The organism is Pseudomonas sp. TE24901 (genome assembly GCF_054058375.1).
On record NZ_JBSSAF010000008.1, the window covers coordinates 1 to 15,223 of the forward strand.

Annotated in this window: 9 protein-coding genes; 7 read left to right on the plus strand and 2 right to left on the minus strand. The window is 62.0% G+C overall.

Annotation, left to right across the window (positions count from 1 at the left end):
• Nucleotides 1–179 precede the first annotated feature (179 nt).
• The 6 genes from recC (at nucleotide 180) to ACVWVP_RS16995 (ending at nucleotide 11,842) form a co-directional block, all read left to right on the plus strand.
• Complete coding sequence (gene recC / locus ACVWVP_RS16970) at nucleotides 180–3,632, plus strand: exodeoxyribonuclease V subunit gamma (RefSeq protein WP_457407288.1); 3,453 nt, start codon at nucleotides 180–182, stop codon at nucleotides 3,630–3,632.
• Entirely contained in the window at nucleotides 3,629–7,303 is a 3,675-nt protein-coding gene (gene recB / locus ACVWVP_RS16975) for an exodeoxyribonuclease V subunit beta (protein ID WP_457407289.1), read from the plus strand. Before recC ends, recB begins: the two co-directional genes overlap by 4 nt.
• On the plus strand, nucleotides 7,300–9,369 hold the full coding sequence (gene recD, locus ACVWVP_RS16980; protein ID WP_457407291.1) for an exodeoxyribonuclease V subunit alpha: 2,070 nt from the start codon (nucleotides 7,300–7,302) through the stop codon (nucleotides 9,367–9,369). Before recB ends, recD begins: the two co-directional genes overlap by 4 nt.
• A 142-nt stretch (nucleotides 9,370–9,511) precedes the next feature.
• Complete coding sequence (locus ACVWVP_RS16985) at nucleotides 9,512–10,087, plus strand: YfiR family protein (RefSeq protein ID WP_178923543.1); 576 nt, start codon at nucleotides 9,512–9,514, stop codon at nucleotides 10,085–10,087.
• Nucleotides 10,084–11,346 carry a diguanylate cyclase domain-containing protein gene (locus tag ACVWVP_RS16990; RefSeq protein ID WP_457407294.1) on the plus strand — a complete coding sequence of 421 codons (1,263 nt, stop codon included), beginning with the start codon at nucleotides 10,084–10,086 and terminating at the stop codon, nucleotides 11,344–11,346. Before ACVWVP_RS16985 ends, ACVWVP_RS16990 begins: the two co-directional genes overlap by 4 nt.
• Before the next feature lie 4 nt (nucleotides 11,347–11,350).
• A complete protein-coding gene (locus tag ACVWVP_RS16995; RefSeq protein ID WP_259174781.1) occupies nucleotides 11,351–11,842 on the plus strand; it encodes an OmpA family protein in 492 nt (163 codons plus the stop codon).
• Nucleotides 11,843–12,002: 160 nt separating this feature from the next.
• On the opposite strand, the gene ACVWVP_RS17000 is transcribed toward ACVWVP_RS16995, so the two are convergent.
• Together ACVWVP_RS17000 and ACVWVP_RS17005 are read right to left on the minus strand one after the other, a co-directional pair.
• On the minus strand, nucleotides 12,003–12,293 hold the full coding sequence (locus ACVWVP_RS17000) for a DUF3077 domain-containing protein (RefSeq protein ID WP_259174780.1): 291 nt from the start codon (nucleotides 12,291–12,293) through the stop codon (nucleotides 12,003–12,005).
• Between the two features lie 326 nt (nucleotides 12,294–12,619).
• The gene (locus ACVWVP_RS17005; protein ID WP_259174779.1) at nucleotides 12,620–13,567 is read right to left on the minus strand and encodes a LysR family transcriptional regulator; all 948 of its coding nucleotides are present in this window, start codon (nucleotides 13,565–13,567) and stop codon (nucleotides 12,620–12,622) included.
• A 129-nt stretch (nucleotides 13,568–13,696) separates the two neighbouring features.
• Between ACVWVP_RS17005 and ACVWVP_RS17010 the strand changes: the two genes are divergently transcribed.
• A complete protein-coding gene (locus ACVWVP_RS17010; protein ID WP_259174777.1) occupies nucleotides 13,697–15,214 on the plus strand; it encodes a CoA-acylating methylmalonate-semialdehyde dehydrogenase in 1,518 nt (505 codons plus the stop codon).
• Nucleotides 15,215–15,223 lie beyond the last annotated feature (9 nt).

Sequence of the window (15,223 nt, forward strand, 5' to 3'; positions counted from 1 at the left end):
GGGGTTTCCCCATGTGAGAGTAGGTCATCGTCAAGATTAAATTCCGAAACCCCATTTGCGAAAGCAGATGGGGTTTTGTTTTGGGCGGTCGAAAAGCCAGCTAACATCCCAACTCCGCCAACAACTCCCCACAGTGCTAAAGTCGCACCCTCGATTTTGCTTTTCCCAAGGAAGCCGTTATGCCGGATGCAACGTCCCTCAGCGCTGGATTCATGGTGGTTCACGGCAACCGCCTGGACGAACTGCGCAGCCTGGTGGTCAGTTGGATGCGCCGCTATCCACTGGCGCCCCTGGAAAACGAAATTGCCTTGGTACAAAGCAACGGTATCGCACAGTGGCTCAAACTGGCCCTGGCTGAAGATCCGGAAGACGACGACATGGGCGGTTGTGGCATCGCTGCTGCAATTGACGTGCAGCTACCCGGTAGTTTCATGTGGCAGCTCTATCGCATGGTCTTGGGCAAGGATGAAATCCCGCCCAAGTCTCTGCTCGATAAAGCGCCGCTGACCTGGCGCCTCATGCGGCTGCTTCCAGAGCTCATCAATCAACCGCACTTTGAACCATTGCAGCGTTTCCTCACCCACGACACTGACCTGCGCAAACGCTACCAACTCGCCGAGCGTCTGGCTGACCTGTTCGATCAATACCAGGTCTATCGTGCCGACTGGCTGGAGGACTGGGCAGCCGGCCGCCACCAATTGCGTAGCGCCAGAGGCGAGCCCAAGCCACTCAACCCCGCCAACTGCTGGCAAGCCGAGCTATGGCGCGCGCTGCTGTTGGACGTAGGAGAAGAGGGCATGGCCGAAAGCCGCGCCGGTGTTCACCAGCGTTTTATCGAACGCATCAACAGCCTTGAAAAAGCTCCGGCAGGCTTGCCATCCCGGGTGATTGTGTTCGGCATCTCATCTTTGCCCGCGCAAGCGTTGGAAGCTCTCGCCGGCCTGGCACGCTTCAGCCAAGTCTTGTTGTGCGTGCACAACCCTTGCCGTCACCACTGGTCTGACATCGTCGCCGACAAAGACCTGCTGCGTAACGAATACAAGCGCCAAGCTCGTAAAGCCGGAATGCCGGTCACCATCGACCCACAAACCTTGCACCAGCACGCCCATCCACTGCTGGCAGCCTGGGGCAAACAAGGTCGCGACTACATCAGCCTGCTGGACAGCTACGACGACCCCAACAGCTACCGCGCTGCCTTCCGCGATGGGCGCATCGACCTGTTCAGCGACAGCCAGCCCACCACGCTGCTCAACCAGCTCCAGGACGACATCCTCGAACTGCGCCCGCTCAACGAAACCCGCGAGCTATGGCCCGCCGTGGACCTGGAACACGACACCTCAATCCGCTTCCACATTTCCCACAGCGCCCAGCGCGAAGTGGAAATCCTCCACGACCAATTGCTCCAGCGCTTCAGCGCAGACCCCACGCTGCGCCCCCGGGACATCATCGTCATGGTCCCCGACGTCGACAGCTACGCACCGCATATTCGCGCAGTGTTCGGCCAACTGGAAAAAAGCGACCCCCGTTTCATTCCCTTTACCCTCACCGACCAAGGCCAACGCGGCCGCGACCCTCTGCTGATCGCTGTCGAACACCTGCTCAAACTCCCCGACAGCCGCTTCCCCGTCAGCGAAATCCTCGACTTGCTTGACGTGCCCGCCCTGCGCGAGCGCTTCGCGATCAAGGAACGCGACCTGCCCACACTGCATCGCTGGATCGAAGGCGCCGGCATCCGCTGGGGGCTCAATGCCGAACAACGCGCGGGTCTCGGCCTGCCGGATGAGCTGGAGCAAAACAGTTGGCGGTTCGGCCTGCGCCGCATGTTGCTGGGTTACGCGGTCGGCTCCGGCGCTGCGTGTCACGGTATCGAGCCCTACGACGAAATTGGTGGCCTTGACGCTGCCCTTATCGGTCCCTTGGTCGCCCTGCTCGATGCATTGAATGACGCGCACCAAGCGCTGTCCCAACCAGCCGCCCCTCAACAATGGGGCGAGCGACTGCAACGCTTGATGCAACTGTTCTTCCTGCCGAGCAGTGAACACGACGACTACTTGCTGGGCCAACTCGAGCAACTGCGAGAGACCTGGTTGGAAACCTGTGAGTCCGTCGGCTTGCAGGATGAGTTGCCGCTCACCGTCGTCCGTGAAGCCTGGCTGGCCGGACTGGATCAAGGTCGCCTGTCCCAACGCTTCCTCGCTGGAGCTGTCAATTTTTGCACCTTGATGCCTATGCGTGCGATCCCGTTCAGGCTCGTATGCCTGCTCGGCATGAACGACGGCGACTACCCGCGCGCCCAGCCACCCTTGGACTTCGACCTCATGGGCAGTGATTACCGTCCTGGCGACCGTTCACGCCGTGAAGACGACCGTTACCTGCTACTCGAAGCCCTGTTGTCAGCCCGAGACCAGTTGTACATCAGCTGGGTGGGCCGCAGCATCCGCGACAACAGTGACCGCCCAGCCTCCGTGCTGATCGGTCAATTGCGTGACCACCTCGCCAGTGGCTGGCACAACGCAAACACAGACGAACTCCTGTTGGACGCCATGACCCAGGAACACCCACTCCAACCCTTCAGCGCGCGCTATTTCCACGAAGGTGACCCACTGTTCAGCTACGCCCGTGAATGGCAGTTGCTCCACGAAGCACCGGTTACCAGGCTTGAAGAAGAAGGGCTCACACAACACGAGCAGGAAGAACCCCTGACCCTCGGTCAGTTGCAGGACTTCCTGCGCAACCCGGTCAAACACTTCTTCAGCCAGCGTCTGAAAGTTTTCTTTGAGGCCGCTGAAGTGCCGCTGGCAGACGAAGAACCCTTCGTACTCGACGCGCTGCAACGCTACAGCCTCAGCGACAGCCTGCTGAATGCCGCACTGACGCAGCCCGACCATCTCGACCAAGCCCTAAGCGCGCAGGCCCTGCGCTTGCAAGGCAGCGGCCTGTTGCCCATGGTCGGCTTTGGCGAATGTTTGCGTAACGAGCTGATCGAGCCGTTGCCTGACTTGCTGCAACGTTACCAACAATTACTCGCCCTCTGGCCGACGCCTCACACTGGCGCGGAACCGATCAATTTTGAGCATCAAGGCATTCAACTTGACGGCTGGATCAGTGGCCTGCACCGGCGCAGTGATGGTGGCTTGTTGAGTGTCACCACCATCCCCAACAGCATCGGCTCGATCAAATCACGCAAATGGCATCGCCTGATCCGTCCCTGGGTCAATCACGTGGTTGCCTGCGCCTGCGGGCTGCCGTTGAGTACCGGCTTGGTGGCCAGCGATGACACTTTGCTGCTGTCACCTCTGGATAAACCTGCCGCCCAGGAAATCCTCGGCCACCTGCTGCTGGCCTGGCATACCGGCATGAGCAAACCGCTGCCTGTCGCCGTTAAAACCGCCTTCGCCTGGCTCGGCCAAACCGATCCTGTAAAAGCCCTGGCAGCAGCGAGTAAAGCCTACGAGGGCGACGGCCTCACAACCGATGGTGAACGCCGTGAAACCCCAGCGCTCACGCGACAGTTCCCCGACTTCGCCACCCTGATGGCGAGTGAAGAGTTCGAAGGTTGGTGCGAAACCCTATATCGCCCCCTGCTCAACGCTCCATGGCGATCACTGACAGGCGAGGAGGCCGGCGCATGAGCAGCAAACCCTTGGCCCTGGCCTTCCCGCTCAAAGGCAGCCAGCTGATTGAAGCCAGCGCCGGCACCGGCAAGACCTTCACTATCTCCGCCCTCTATCTGCGCCTTGTGCTCGGGCACGGTGGTGATGAGTCAGGCTTTGGCCGCGAACTGCTGCCACCGCAAATCCTGGTGGTGACCTTCACCGACGCGGCCACCAAGGAGCTGCGTGAGCGCATCCGCATCCGTCTGTCCGAGGCCGCGCGCTTCTTCCGTGACGAAATCCCGCAGCCGGACACCTTGATCGCCGACTTGCGTGATCAATACCCACCGGAACAATGGCCCGCCTGCGCTAACCGATTGGACATCGCAGCCCAATGGATGGACGAAGCCGCTGTCTCCACGATCCACAGTTGGTGCCAGCGCATGCTGCGCGAACACGCCTTCGACAGCGGCAGCCTGTTCACCCAGACCCTGGAAACCGACCACAGCGACCTGCTCGGCGAAGTCCTGCGCGACTACTGGCGGCTGTTCTGCTACCCCATGCACGACGACGCGCTCAACTGGGTGCGCAATAACTGGGGCGGCCCTGCCGCATTGATGCCGCGAGTGCGCGCACTGTTCGGCAGCGAACGGCCCACCGACGAAACCCGCGACCCTGCCGAGTTGATCAACGCCTGCCTGCAGGAGCGCCGTGAGGCGCTGATACAAATCAAGGCCCCCTGGCAACAATGGGCCGCCGAGCTGCGCGACATCTGCCTGCAAGCCGTGGCCGCCAAAGCCGTCGATGGCCGCAAGATGCAAGCCCGCTACTTCGAGCCCTGGTTCGAAAAAATCAGTGCCTGGGCCGCTGACGAAACCCTGGAACAACTGGACATCGGTACCGGTTTCACCCGCCTTACGCCCGACGGCATGGCCGAAGCCTGGAAAGGTGAGCCACCGCATCACCCCGGCATCGACGCCATGGCCGGCCTCAAGGCTGCTCTCGACGCGCTGCCAAACCCTGACGCCGCCGTGTTGCAACACGCCGCTGGTTGGGTCGGCAAACGCTTTGAGGACGAAAAACGCCGTCGTGCCGAAATGGGCTTCGACGACATGCTCATCCGCCTCAATGCCGCCCTGCAAGCCGACGGCGGTGAGCGCCTGGCCAGTGTGATTCGCGAACAGTTCCCGGTGGCGCTGATCGATGAGTTCCAGGACACGGACCCGGTGCAATACAGCATCTTCGACAGCATCTACCGCATCGAAGAAAACCACCTCGACAGCGGCCTGTTCCTGATCGGCGACCCCAAGCAAGCGATCTACGCTTTCCGCGGTGCCGACATCTACACCTACCTGCGCGCGCGCCAGTCCACCACCGGTCGCCACCACACCCTGGGCACCAACTTCCGCTCCAGCCACGCGATGGTCGAGGCGGTCAACCATGTGTTCCAACGTGCGGAAACCGGCCGTGGCGCTTTCCTGTTCCGTCAGCCGGATGGCGAAAACCCGGTGCCGTTCCAGTCGGTGCTGTCCCAGGGCCGCAAGGAACAGCTGCAAGTGGACGGGCATACGCTGCCCGCCATGAACCTCTGGCACTTGTCCACCGACCAGCCGATATCCAACGTGGTTTATCGCCAGCAACTGGCAGCGGCCTGTGCCACGCAAATTGTTGAGTTGCTCAATGGCGGGCAGCAAGGTACGGCGGGTTTCCTGCAGCCGGACGCGAGCTTCAAGGGCGTGCTTCCATCGGATATCGCCATCCTGGTTCGTGATGGCAAGGAGGCCCAGGCGGTGCGGGCCGAGTTGGCCGCCCGGGGCGTGCGCAGCGTTTACTTGTCGGATAAAGACTCCGTCTTTGCCGCCCAGGAAGCCCATGACCTGCTCGCGTGGCTCAAGGCCTGCGCCAAGCCGGATGTCGAGCGCCCCCTGCGTGCCGCCTTGGCCTGCGTCACCCTGAACCTTTCGTTGCCGGAACTGGAGCGCCTGAATCAAGACGAACTGGCGTGGGAAACCCGCGTCATGCAGTTCCGAGGTTACCGTGCGATCTGGCGCACCCAAGGCGTGCTGCCAATGTTGCGACGCCTGCTCCATGACTTCCAACTGCCACAAACCCTGATCGCCCGCAGTGACGGCGAGCGCGTGCTGACCAACCTGCTGCATCTCAGTGAACTGTTGCAACAGGCTGCATCGGAACTGGACGGTGAACAGGCGCTGATCCGCCACCTGGCCGAGCACCTGGCACTCTCCGGGCAAGCCGGTGAAGAGCAGATCCTGCGCCTGGAAAGCGATGAGCAACTGGTCAAGGTGGTGACCATTCACAAGTCCAAGGGCCTGGAGTACGACCTGGTTTTCCTGCCCTTCATCTGTTCGGCCAAGCCGGTCGACGGCAGCCGCTTGCCACTTCACTACCATGATGAAAACGGTAAATCCCAGGTCAGCCTGCGCCCAACCGTCGAGCTGATCGCCCAAGCCGATGACGAGCGCCTCGCCGAAGACCTGCGCTTGTTCTACGTGGCGCTGACCCGCGCCAAGCATGCGTGCTGGCTCGGCATCGCCGACCTCAAGCGCGGCAACAACAGCAGCTCCGTGCTGCACCTTTCGGCACTCGGTTATCTACTGGGTGCGGGAGCCTCGCTGGGCGAGTCCGCTGGCCTTGCACGTTGGCTGCTGGATCTTCAGGAAGGCTGCCAGGCCATCCACTATGGCCCGGTGCCCGAAGTCACCAGCACCCTGTTCCATCCACCCAAAAATGAAGCCACCTTGCTCGCACCCTTGCTGCCCAAACGCAAGGCGGCGGAGAACTGGTGGATAGCGTCCTACAGCGCGCTGCGTATTGGCGACAGCATGAGCGCCGCCAGCCTCGAAGCACCGGAAAACCCTCAGGCCCAGAAGCTGTTCGATGACGAGCGCCTGGACCCCGACGCACCGCGCGAAGTGGCTGCGTCTGGCGGTGACATTCACCGTTTCCCACGAGGGCCGAACCCAGGCACGTTCCTCCACGGCCTGTTGGAATGGGCGGGTGAGGAGGGCTTCAACGTCACCCCGGTAGCTATCGAAAAAGCCGTGGGCGCCCGCTGCAACCGCCGTAACTGGGAAGGCTGGATCGTCACCTTGAGCAGTTGGCTGGGCCACCTGCTGCAAACACCGTTGCCGGTGGATAACGGCCACATCACCCTCAGCGGCCTCACGCAGTACCAGATCGAAATGGAGTTCTGGTTCGCCAGCCACAAAGTCGACGTGCTCGCCCTCGACAAACTGGTGTGCCAGTACACCCACGGGGGCGTCTCTCGCGTCGCCGCCGAACCGGTGTTGCTCAACGGCATGTTCAAGGGGTTTATCGACCTGACCTTCGAACACGACGGCCGCTATTACGTGGCCGATTACAAATCCAACTGGCTCGGCCCTGACGATTCGGCCTACACCCATGAGGCTATGGAACAGTCGATTCTCGACCATCGGTACGACCTGCAGTACGTACTTTACCTGCTGGCCCTGCACCGACAACTGAAGGCGCGCCTGCCGAACTACGACTACGAGCGCCATGTGGGCGGTGCGTTGTATGTATTTCTGCGCGGTACTCAGTCCGCCAGCCAAGGCGCTTATTTCACCCGGCCACCACGGGCGTTGATCGAAGGTCTGGACCTGATGTTCCAGGGCAAATCCATCCCGCCCAAGGCCGAGCCCGCCTGGGAACAAGGAGTGCTGCTATGAGCCTTTCGCCGCTACCGCTTGAAGCGCTCAAGCCCCTCAGCCGAGCGGGTGACCTGGTGCAACTGCTGGAGCGATGGGTTGATCGTGGCTGGCTGCGTGCCTTGGACAAAGCGTTCGTCGGTTTCCTGCACGAACTCGACCCACAGGCCGACCCGTTGGTGCTGCTGGCGGCGGCCTTGACCAGCCACCAGTTGGGCCACGGTCACGTCTGCCTCGACCTGTTCGAAACCCTCAAGGCCCCCGACTTTGCCCTGTCCCTGCCGCCCGAAGGCGACCTGCAAACCGGCGCCATGCTGTTGCCGTCGCAACTGCTCGACGGGTTGGACGGTGCTCATTGGTGCCATGCGCTGGCTGCCAGCCACTTAGTCGCCCTGGCCGTCGATGGCAGCGAAGCCGCCCAAAGCCGGCCCTTGGTCCTGTCGGGAAAACGCCTGTATCTGCGCCGCTACTGGACCTACGAGCGGCGCATCGACACGGCTCTGCGCCTGCGACTGGCGACCCAGGAAACCGTCAGCGCCGACTTGCCCCAGCGACTCAATGGCCTGTTCGATCAGCCCCCGCCTGACGGTGTGATCGACTGGCAGAAACTGGCCTGTGCCCTGGCCACTCGAGGCGCTTTCAGCATCGTCACCGGCGGCCCCGGCACCGGCAAGACCACCACCGTGGTGCGCCTGCTCGCGCTGTTGCAGGCCCCGGCTGTGGAAACCGGCAGCCCGCTGCGCATCCGTCTGGCCGCCCCCACCGGTAAAGCCGCGGCACGCCTTACCGAATCCATCAGCCAGCAGGTGCTGTCGCTGAAAGTGCCGGACAGCGTGAAGGAAAAAATCCCGACCCAGGTCACCACCGTTCACCGCTTGCTGGGCAGCCGCCCGGGCACGCGGCACTTCCGTCATCACGTCGGTAACCCGCTGCCCCTGGATGTGCTGGTGGTGGACGAAGCCTCGATGATCGACCTGGAAATGATGGCCAACTTGCTGGACGCCTTGCCGCCCCACGCACGTCTGGTATTGCTGGGGGACAAAGACCAACTCGCCTCGGTCGAGGCGGGCGCGGTACTCGGCGATCTGTGCCGCGATGCCGAGGCTGGCTGGTACAGCCCTCACACGCGGCATTGGCTGCAAGCGGTCAGCGGCGAAGACCTCAGCGCCAGCGGCCTGCAAGAAGACCTCGACGGCAGTCACCCGTTGGCGCAACAGGTGGTGATGCTGCGTTATTCGCGGCGATTTGGCGAAGGCAGCGGCATCGGGCAACTGGCGCGTTGGGTCAACCAGCAAAATGCCGAAGAGGCTCGCAAGCTCCTGGCGGCACGCAGTCACGCCGACCTGTTCTGCCTCAGCCTCAAAGGCGAGCACGACCACGCATTGGAGCGCCTGGTGCTGGACGGGCAGGGCGAAGGCGCCCAGGGGTATCGTTATTACCTCAATCTGCTGCAAAGCGCCCGACCGCCCCTTGATACGCCGCGCGAAAACGCGGCGTGGACCCACTGGGCGCAACAGTTGCTCGAGGCTTTCGACGCCTTCCAATTGCTCTGTGCCGTGCGCAAGGGGCCGTGGGGCGTCGAAGGTCTCAACCTGCGTATCACGGCGGCCCTGCGCAAAGTGCGGCTGATCGAAGGCGATGATCAATGGTACGAAGGTCGCCCGGTATTGATGACCCGCAACGATTACGGCCTGGGCCTGATGAACGGTGACATCGGCATTGCTTTGAAATTGCCCGAAAGCGATGGCGGCCCCCAGGTGCTGCGTGTGGCCTTCCCGCGCAACGACGGCCAGGGCGGTGTGCGCTTTGTGCTGCCCAGCCGGCTCAACGACGTGGAAACCGTATACGCCATGACCGTGCACAAATCCCAGGGCTCGGAGTTCACCCACACCGCCTTGATCCTGCCGGACGCACTGAACCCGGTACTAACCAAGGAGCTGATCTACACCGGTATCACCCGGGCCAAGCGTTGGTTCAGCCTGATCGAGCCCCGTGGCGGTGTGTTCGAGGAGGCAGTGCGACGCAAGGTCAAGCGTTTGAGCGGGCTGATGCTTGAGCTGGATCATGCCGCTGAAAAAATTGACTGACAGGTCACGCAATATTTCTGATTCAGTCGTCTGATTTTTCTGAAAAAATAGCGCGCCCCGTGAAGACCTACTCTTCGCGGGGTTTTCCGCCGCTGTGCTATCGTTGCGGCATCACCTTGAAAACACCTGAGAGAATTGCTGCATGAACGTGGCTGTCTCGCCCGCAGAGCGCAGTTTGAGCTGGAGACGCATGTTACTGGTGGCGGTTCTGTGCCTGCTCGCGCCCCGGGTATTTGCCCAGTCGCCTGCCCCGGCCAGCCTGGCTGACCAGCGTGCCCAGGCGGTCACCCAAGTGGTGCTTGGCATCCTCAGTTATGCCCGCTGGCCGGTGGAGCCTGCGCAATTGCGCCTGTGCATCATCGGGCCGACCCAATACACCGACGACCTGGTCAAAGGCACCACCCAGGCCACCGGCCGACCGGTGGTGGTGCAACGCCTGCTGGCGGATCATCCCGATATCGTCAACGCCTGTGACGCGGTGTACATCGGCAAGCTCACCGCCGATGAGCGTGGCCGCTTGTTTACCTCGTTGATCGGCCACCCGGTGCTCAGCATCAGCGAAGGCGGCGACCAATGCACCGTGGGCAGCCTGTTCTGCCTGCGCGTGGCGGATGACCAGGTGTCGTTCGAGGTCAACCTCGATTCCGTCGCTCGCAGCGGTGTGCGAATCCACCCCAGCGTGCTGCAACTGTCTCGTCGTCGGGCGCCTGCGCCATGAGCCTTGAAAAAGCGCGGCCAACCCTGCGCTCCGTCATTGGCCGAGGGCATTTGATCCTGGCGCTGGTGGCGGTGACGCTGGCGAGTGTCTCCCTGACCCTGCTCGGCGTGCTGGCGCTGCGGGTGTACGCCGAGCACAACCTGCACCTGATCGCGCGCTCCATCAACTACACCGTGGAGGCAGCGGTGGTGTTCAATGACAGCGCTGCGGCCACGGAGGCCCTCAGCCTGATTGCGTCCACTGAAGAGGTCGCCGAGGCCCAAGTGCAGGACGTGAATGGCAAGGTGCTCGCGCAATGGACCCGACCGGAAACCGGCATGCTCTCGCGTGTCGAACTGGCGCTGGCCCATACGCTGCTCGAACAACCCATCAACCAACCGATCCTGCACCAAGGGCGAACCATCGGCAGTATTCACCTGACCGGCCATGGCGGCAGCTTGCTGCGCTTTTTGCTCAGCGGCCTGGCCGGGATCCTGATTTGCACCGCCCTGAGCGCCTGGGTCGCCTTGCACCTGGCCCGACGCCTGTTGCGTGGCATCACCGGCCCCCTGCAGAGTCTCGCCTCCGTGGCCCACGCCGCCCGCAGCGAGCGCGACTTCGACCGCCGCGTGCCTCCGGCGCGAATTGCCGAACTCGACAGCCTGGGCAGTGACTTCAACGCGTTGCTCGGCGAGATGGAAGCCTGGCAAAGCCACCTGCAAAGTGAAAACGAATCCCTCGCCCACCAGGCCAATCACGACAGCCTCACCGGCCTGCCCAACCGTGCGTTCTTCGAAGGGCGCCTGATTCGTGCCCTGCGCAGCGCGGCCAAGGCCAAGGAACGGGTGGCGGTGTTGTACCTCGACAGCGACCGTTTCAAAGAAATCAACGACAGCTTTGGCCACGCCGCAGGCGATGCGGTGCTGGTGGCCGTGGCGGACCGTGTGCGCGCCCAGCTGCGCGAAGATGACCTGGTGGCGCGCCTGGGCGGTGATGAGTTCGCCATCTTGCTGGCGCCCTTGCACAACGTGGAAGATGCCCAGCGCATCGCCGACAAAATCATTGCCAGCATGGACCAGCCGATCCCGGTGCCCGGCAACACCCAGGTGTTGACCTCACTCAGTATCGGCATTGCCCTCTACCCCGATCATGGCGCCACTCCCGGCACCCTGCTCAATGCCGCCGACGCGGCGATGTACCAGGCCAAGCGTTTATCGTCCGGTGGCCAGCAAACGGCGGAGTCGGAGAGCCCCGTCGTCAACGTTCAACACAGGAGTTGATCCCTTGTTCTCGACTGCACGATTTATGTTTATCACCTTGCTGGTGGCATTCCTTGCCCTCGGTGGATGCCAGACAGCCCCCCCAAAAGGCCTGACCCCGGCCCAGGTCGCCGTCCTCAAGCAGCAAGGTTTCGAACTCACTGACGAAGGCTGGGCATTCGGCCTGTCCGGCAAAGTACTGTTCGGCAGCGACGTCGAAACCCTCAACCAGCCCAGTACCGACATCGTCCAACGCATCGGCAAGGCCCTGCTGGGCGTCGGTATCGAACGCGTGCGCGTCGACGGCCATACCGATGCCTCGGGTAAGGAAACCTACAACCAGCAACTGTCCCTGCGCCGCGCCAAAAGCGTGGCCACGGTGCTGCAAGGTGTCGGGATGAAAGAAGAAAACATCCAACTGCGCGGCCTGGGCAGCAGCGAACCGGTCGCGCCGAACACCACGGCAGCGGGGCGCACCGAAAATCGCCGGGTATCGATTGTGGTGATTGCGGACTGAACCCGTCCCCCCAATCTCAATGTGAAACCCAATCAACTGTGGGAGCTGGCTTGCCTGCGATAGCGGTGTCTCAGTACTGGATGTCCTGACTGACACACTGCCATCGCAGGCAAGCCAGCTCCCACAGTGGGTTTTGCGGTGTGCTTGAGACCTTGTTCGCTTAACGGCCCGGTGTCATCGCCTGCGTCAAGTCATCCACCACGGCCTTGCCCATCTCACACAGGTAATGCGCGGCCCACGCGTATTGCTCGCCACGCACATCCATGGCGGCGTCCATTGCGAGTTTCTTGGAGTAGAAAAGCAGGGTGGAGGCGTGCTCTAACGCTTCCTCTATTGGCATGCCGGCGTTGACGCGAAACAGCGGTTTTTCGTTTTCGCCGTAGTCGCCGAAGGTGACTACGCCGAGGGTGGTGATGGAGGAAAGCGGGGGATCGGGGACGATTTTTGACATGATGTTTCCCAAATTTGCAGTAGGGGTCACCACGGCATGTCGCTAAACATGAAGAGGTGGCAGCTGTACACGGGTTAGCGAACCGGTAAATTTGGGAACCCGGCAGACCCGAAGGTCTCCCGCGTACAGCCGCCATAAAACGGTAAAGACAGGTAAACAGCCTGGCAATACTTTGGCATCACATCCCAACTAATCCGAGTCGCTAAACCCGATCGCTGATGAGCAGCGAAGTCAGGAGGCTAGTGACCCCAACGGTAAGGCGCAATGGGGTAGAGAGTCTCTAGGAAACGTCCTGCAATTTAAAGCGAATCATCGTTGATGGCCCTTTAATCCGCGAACCGGATCTCCCGCGTCTCCCCCATCAACAACCCCTGATTCTGCTCCGTCACTTCCCTGATGTAGTCCCACAACAACGTAATCCGCTTCAACTTCCTCAGATCCTCCCGGCAGTACATCCAGAACTGTCGTGTGATCGCAATCTGCTCCCCCAGCACCGGTAACAAGCGCGGATCCTGCGCCGCCAGAAAGCACGGCAATATTGCCATCGACCGCCCCTGCTGCGCCGCCACGTACTGCGCGATCACGCTGGTGCTGCGCAAACTCGCGCTGGCGCCGGGCACCACGTTGGCCAGGTAGAGCAACTCCGAGCTGAACGCCAAATCATCCACATAGCTGATAAACGGATGCTCGGCCAAATCCGCCGGTTTACGGATGGGCGGGTGCTGGTCCAGGTATTCCTGGGTCGCGTACAGCTGCAACTTGTAGTCGCACAGTTTGCAGCACACATAGGGCCCATGTTCCGGGCGTTCCAGGGCGATGACGATGTCGGCTTCGCGCTTGGACAGGCTGATGAAGTGGGGCAGGGGCAGGATGTCCACCGAGATGGCCGGGTAGGTGTCGACGAAGTGGCTCAACTGCGGGGTGACGAAGAAGCTGCCGAACCCTTCGGTGCAGCCCATGCGCACATGGCCGGACAGCGCCACACCGGAGCCGGAGACTTGCTCGCAGGCCATGTGCAAAGTGCTTTCGATGGACTCGGCGTAACCCAGCAAACGCTGGCCCTCGGTGGTGAGGACGAAGCCATTGGTCCGGGATTTTTCGAACAGCAGGGTGCCGAGGGACACTTCCAGTGAACTGATGCGCCGCGACACCGTGGTGTAGTCCACCGCCAGGCGCTTGGCGGCCACGCTGGCCTTGCGGGTGCGGGCCACTTCGAGGAAAAACTTCAGGTCATCCCAGTTCAGGGAGCCCAGGGATGTGATGTTTTTTTGCATATTGGTCCGGCTTTTATGTGCGTTCTTATTAGAGATTTGCACATCTATACTCGAAAAACAGTCCGAACGCCTCATTTCCAAGGCGATTCACGCGCCTTGTCTCTGCATAACTACAAGATTGGAGACCACATGAACGCATCTGCCGATATTTCCGTGCAACAGGTCAAGCTGCTGATCAACGGTGAGTGGGTCGAGTCCAAGACCACCGAGTGGCACGACATCGTCAACCCGGCCACCCAAGAGGTGCTGGCCAAAGTCCCCTTCGCCACCGCCGATGAAGTCAATGCCGCCATCGACGCCGCCCATCGCGCCTTCCAGACTTGGAAGCTGACGCCAATCGGCGCGCGCATGCGCATCATGCTCAAGCTGCAAGCCTTGATCCGCGAACATTCCAAACGCATCGCCGTGGTCCTCAGCGCTGAGCAGGGCAAGACCATTGCCGATGCCGAGGGCGATATTTTCCGTGGCCTGGAAGTGGTGGAGCACGCCTGCTCCATCGGCACCCTGCAAATGGGCGAGTTCGCCGAGAACGTCGCTGGGGGCGTCGACACCTACACCCTGCGCCAACCGATCGGCGTCTGCGCCGGCATCACCCCATTCAACTTCCCGGCGATGATCCCGCTGTGGATGTTCCCGATGGCCATCGCCTGCGGTAACACCTTCGTCCTTAAACCGTCCGAGCAGGACCCGCTGTCGACGATGTTGCTGGTGGAGCTGGCGCTGGAAGCCGGTGTGCCGGCTGGCGTGCTCAACGTGGTGCACGGCGGCAAGGACGTGGTGGATGCGCTGTGCACTCACAAAGACATCAAGGCCGTGTCCTTCGTCGGCTCGACTGCCGTGGGCACCCACGTGTATGACCTGGCCGGCAAACACGGCAAGCGCGTGCAATCGATGATGGGCGCCAAGAACCACGCCGTGGTGCTGCCGGATGCCAACCGTGAACACACCCTCAATGCCCTGGTCGGCGCCGGTTTCGGTGCGGCGGGCCAGCGCTGCATGGCCACTTCGGTGGTGGTGCTGGTGGGCGCGTCCAAGCAATGGTTGCCGGACCTGAAAGCACTGGCGCAGAAACTCAAGGTGAATGCCGGCAGCGAAGCGGGCACGGATGTCGGCCCGGTGATCTCCAAGCGCGCCAAGGCACGCATCCTGGACCTGATCGAAAGCGGCGTGAAAGAAGGCGCCAAGCTGGAGCTGGACGGCCGTGACATCAAGGTGCCGGGCTTCGAGCAAGGCAACTTTGTCGGCCCGACCCTGTTCTCGGGCGTGACCACCGATATGCAGATCTACACCCAGGAAATCTTCGGCCCGGTGCTGGTGGTGATTGAAGTCGCGACCCTCGACGAGGCCATCGCCCTGGTCAACGCCAACCCGTTCGGCAACGGCACCGGCCTGTTCACCCAGAGCGGCGCGGCGGCGCGTAAGTTCCAGAGCGAAATCGATGTCGGCCAGGTCGGCATCAACATCCCGATCCCGGTGCCGGTGCCGTTCTTCAGCTTCACCGGCTCGCGTGGTTCCAAGCTCGGCGACCTGGGCCCGTACGGCAAGCAAGTGGTGCAGTTCTACACCCAGACCAAGACCGTCACCAGCCGCTGGTTCGACGACGATACGGTCAACGATGGCGTCAACACCACCATCAACCTGCGCTGACTCCGGGAG

Excerpts from the sequence above, each read along its gene's own strand:
- ACVWVP_RS17010 (WP_259174777.1), top strand. The coding sequence starts at position 13,697 with ATGAACGCATCTGCCGATATTTCCGTGCAACAGGTCAAGCTGCTGATC.
- ACVWVP_RS16985 (WP_178923543.1), top strand. The coding sequence starts at position 9,512 with ATGAACGTGGCTGTCTCGCCCGCAGAGCGCAGTTTGAGCTGGAGACGC.
- recD (WP_457407291.1), top strand. The coding sequence starts at position 7,300 with ATGAGCCTTTCGCCGCTACCGCTTGAAGCGCTCAAGCCCCTCAGCCGA.
- ACVWVP_RS17000 (WP_259174780.1), bottom strand. The coding sequence starts at position 12,293 with ATGTCAAAAATCGTCCCCGATCCCCCGCTTTCCTCCATCACCACCCTC.
- ACVWVP_RS16990 (WP_457407294.1), top strand. The coding sequence starts at position 10,084 with ATGAGCCTTGAAAAAGCGCGGCCAACCCTGCGCTCCGTCATTGGCCGA.
- ACVWVP_RS17005 (WP_259174779.1), bottom strand. The coding sequence starts at position 13,567 with ATGCAAAAAAACATCACATCCCTGGGCTCCCTGAACTGGGATGACCTG.
- recB (WP_457407289.1), top strand. The coding sequence starts at position 3,629 with ATGAGCAGCAAACCCTTGGCCCTGGCCTTCCCGCTCAAAGGCAGCCAG.
- recC (WP_457407288.1), top strand. The coding sequence starts at position 180 with ATGCCGGATGCAACGTCCCTCAGCGCTGGATTCATGGTGGTTCACGGC.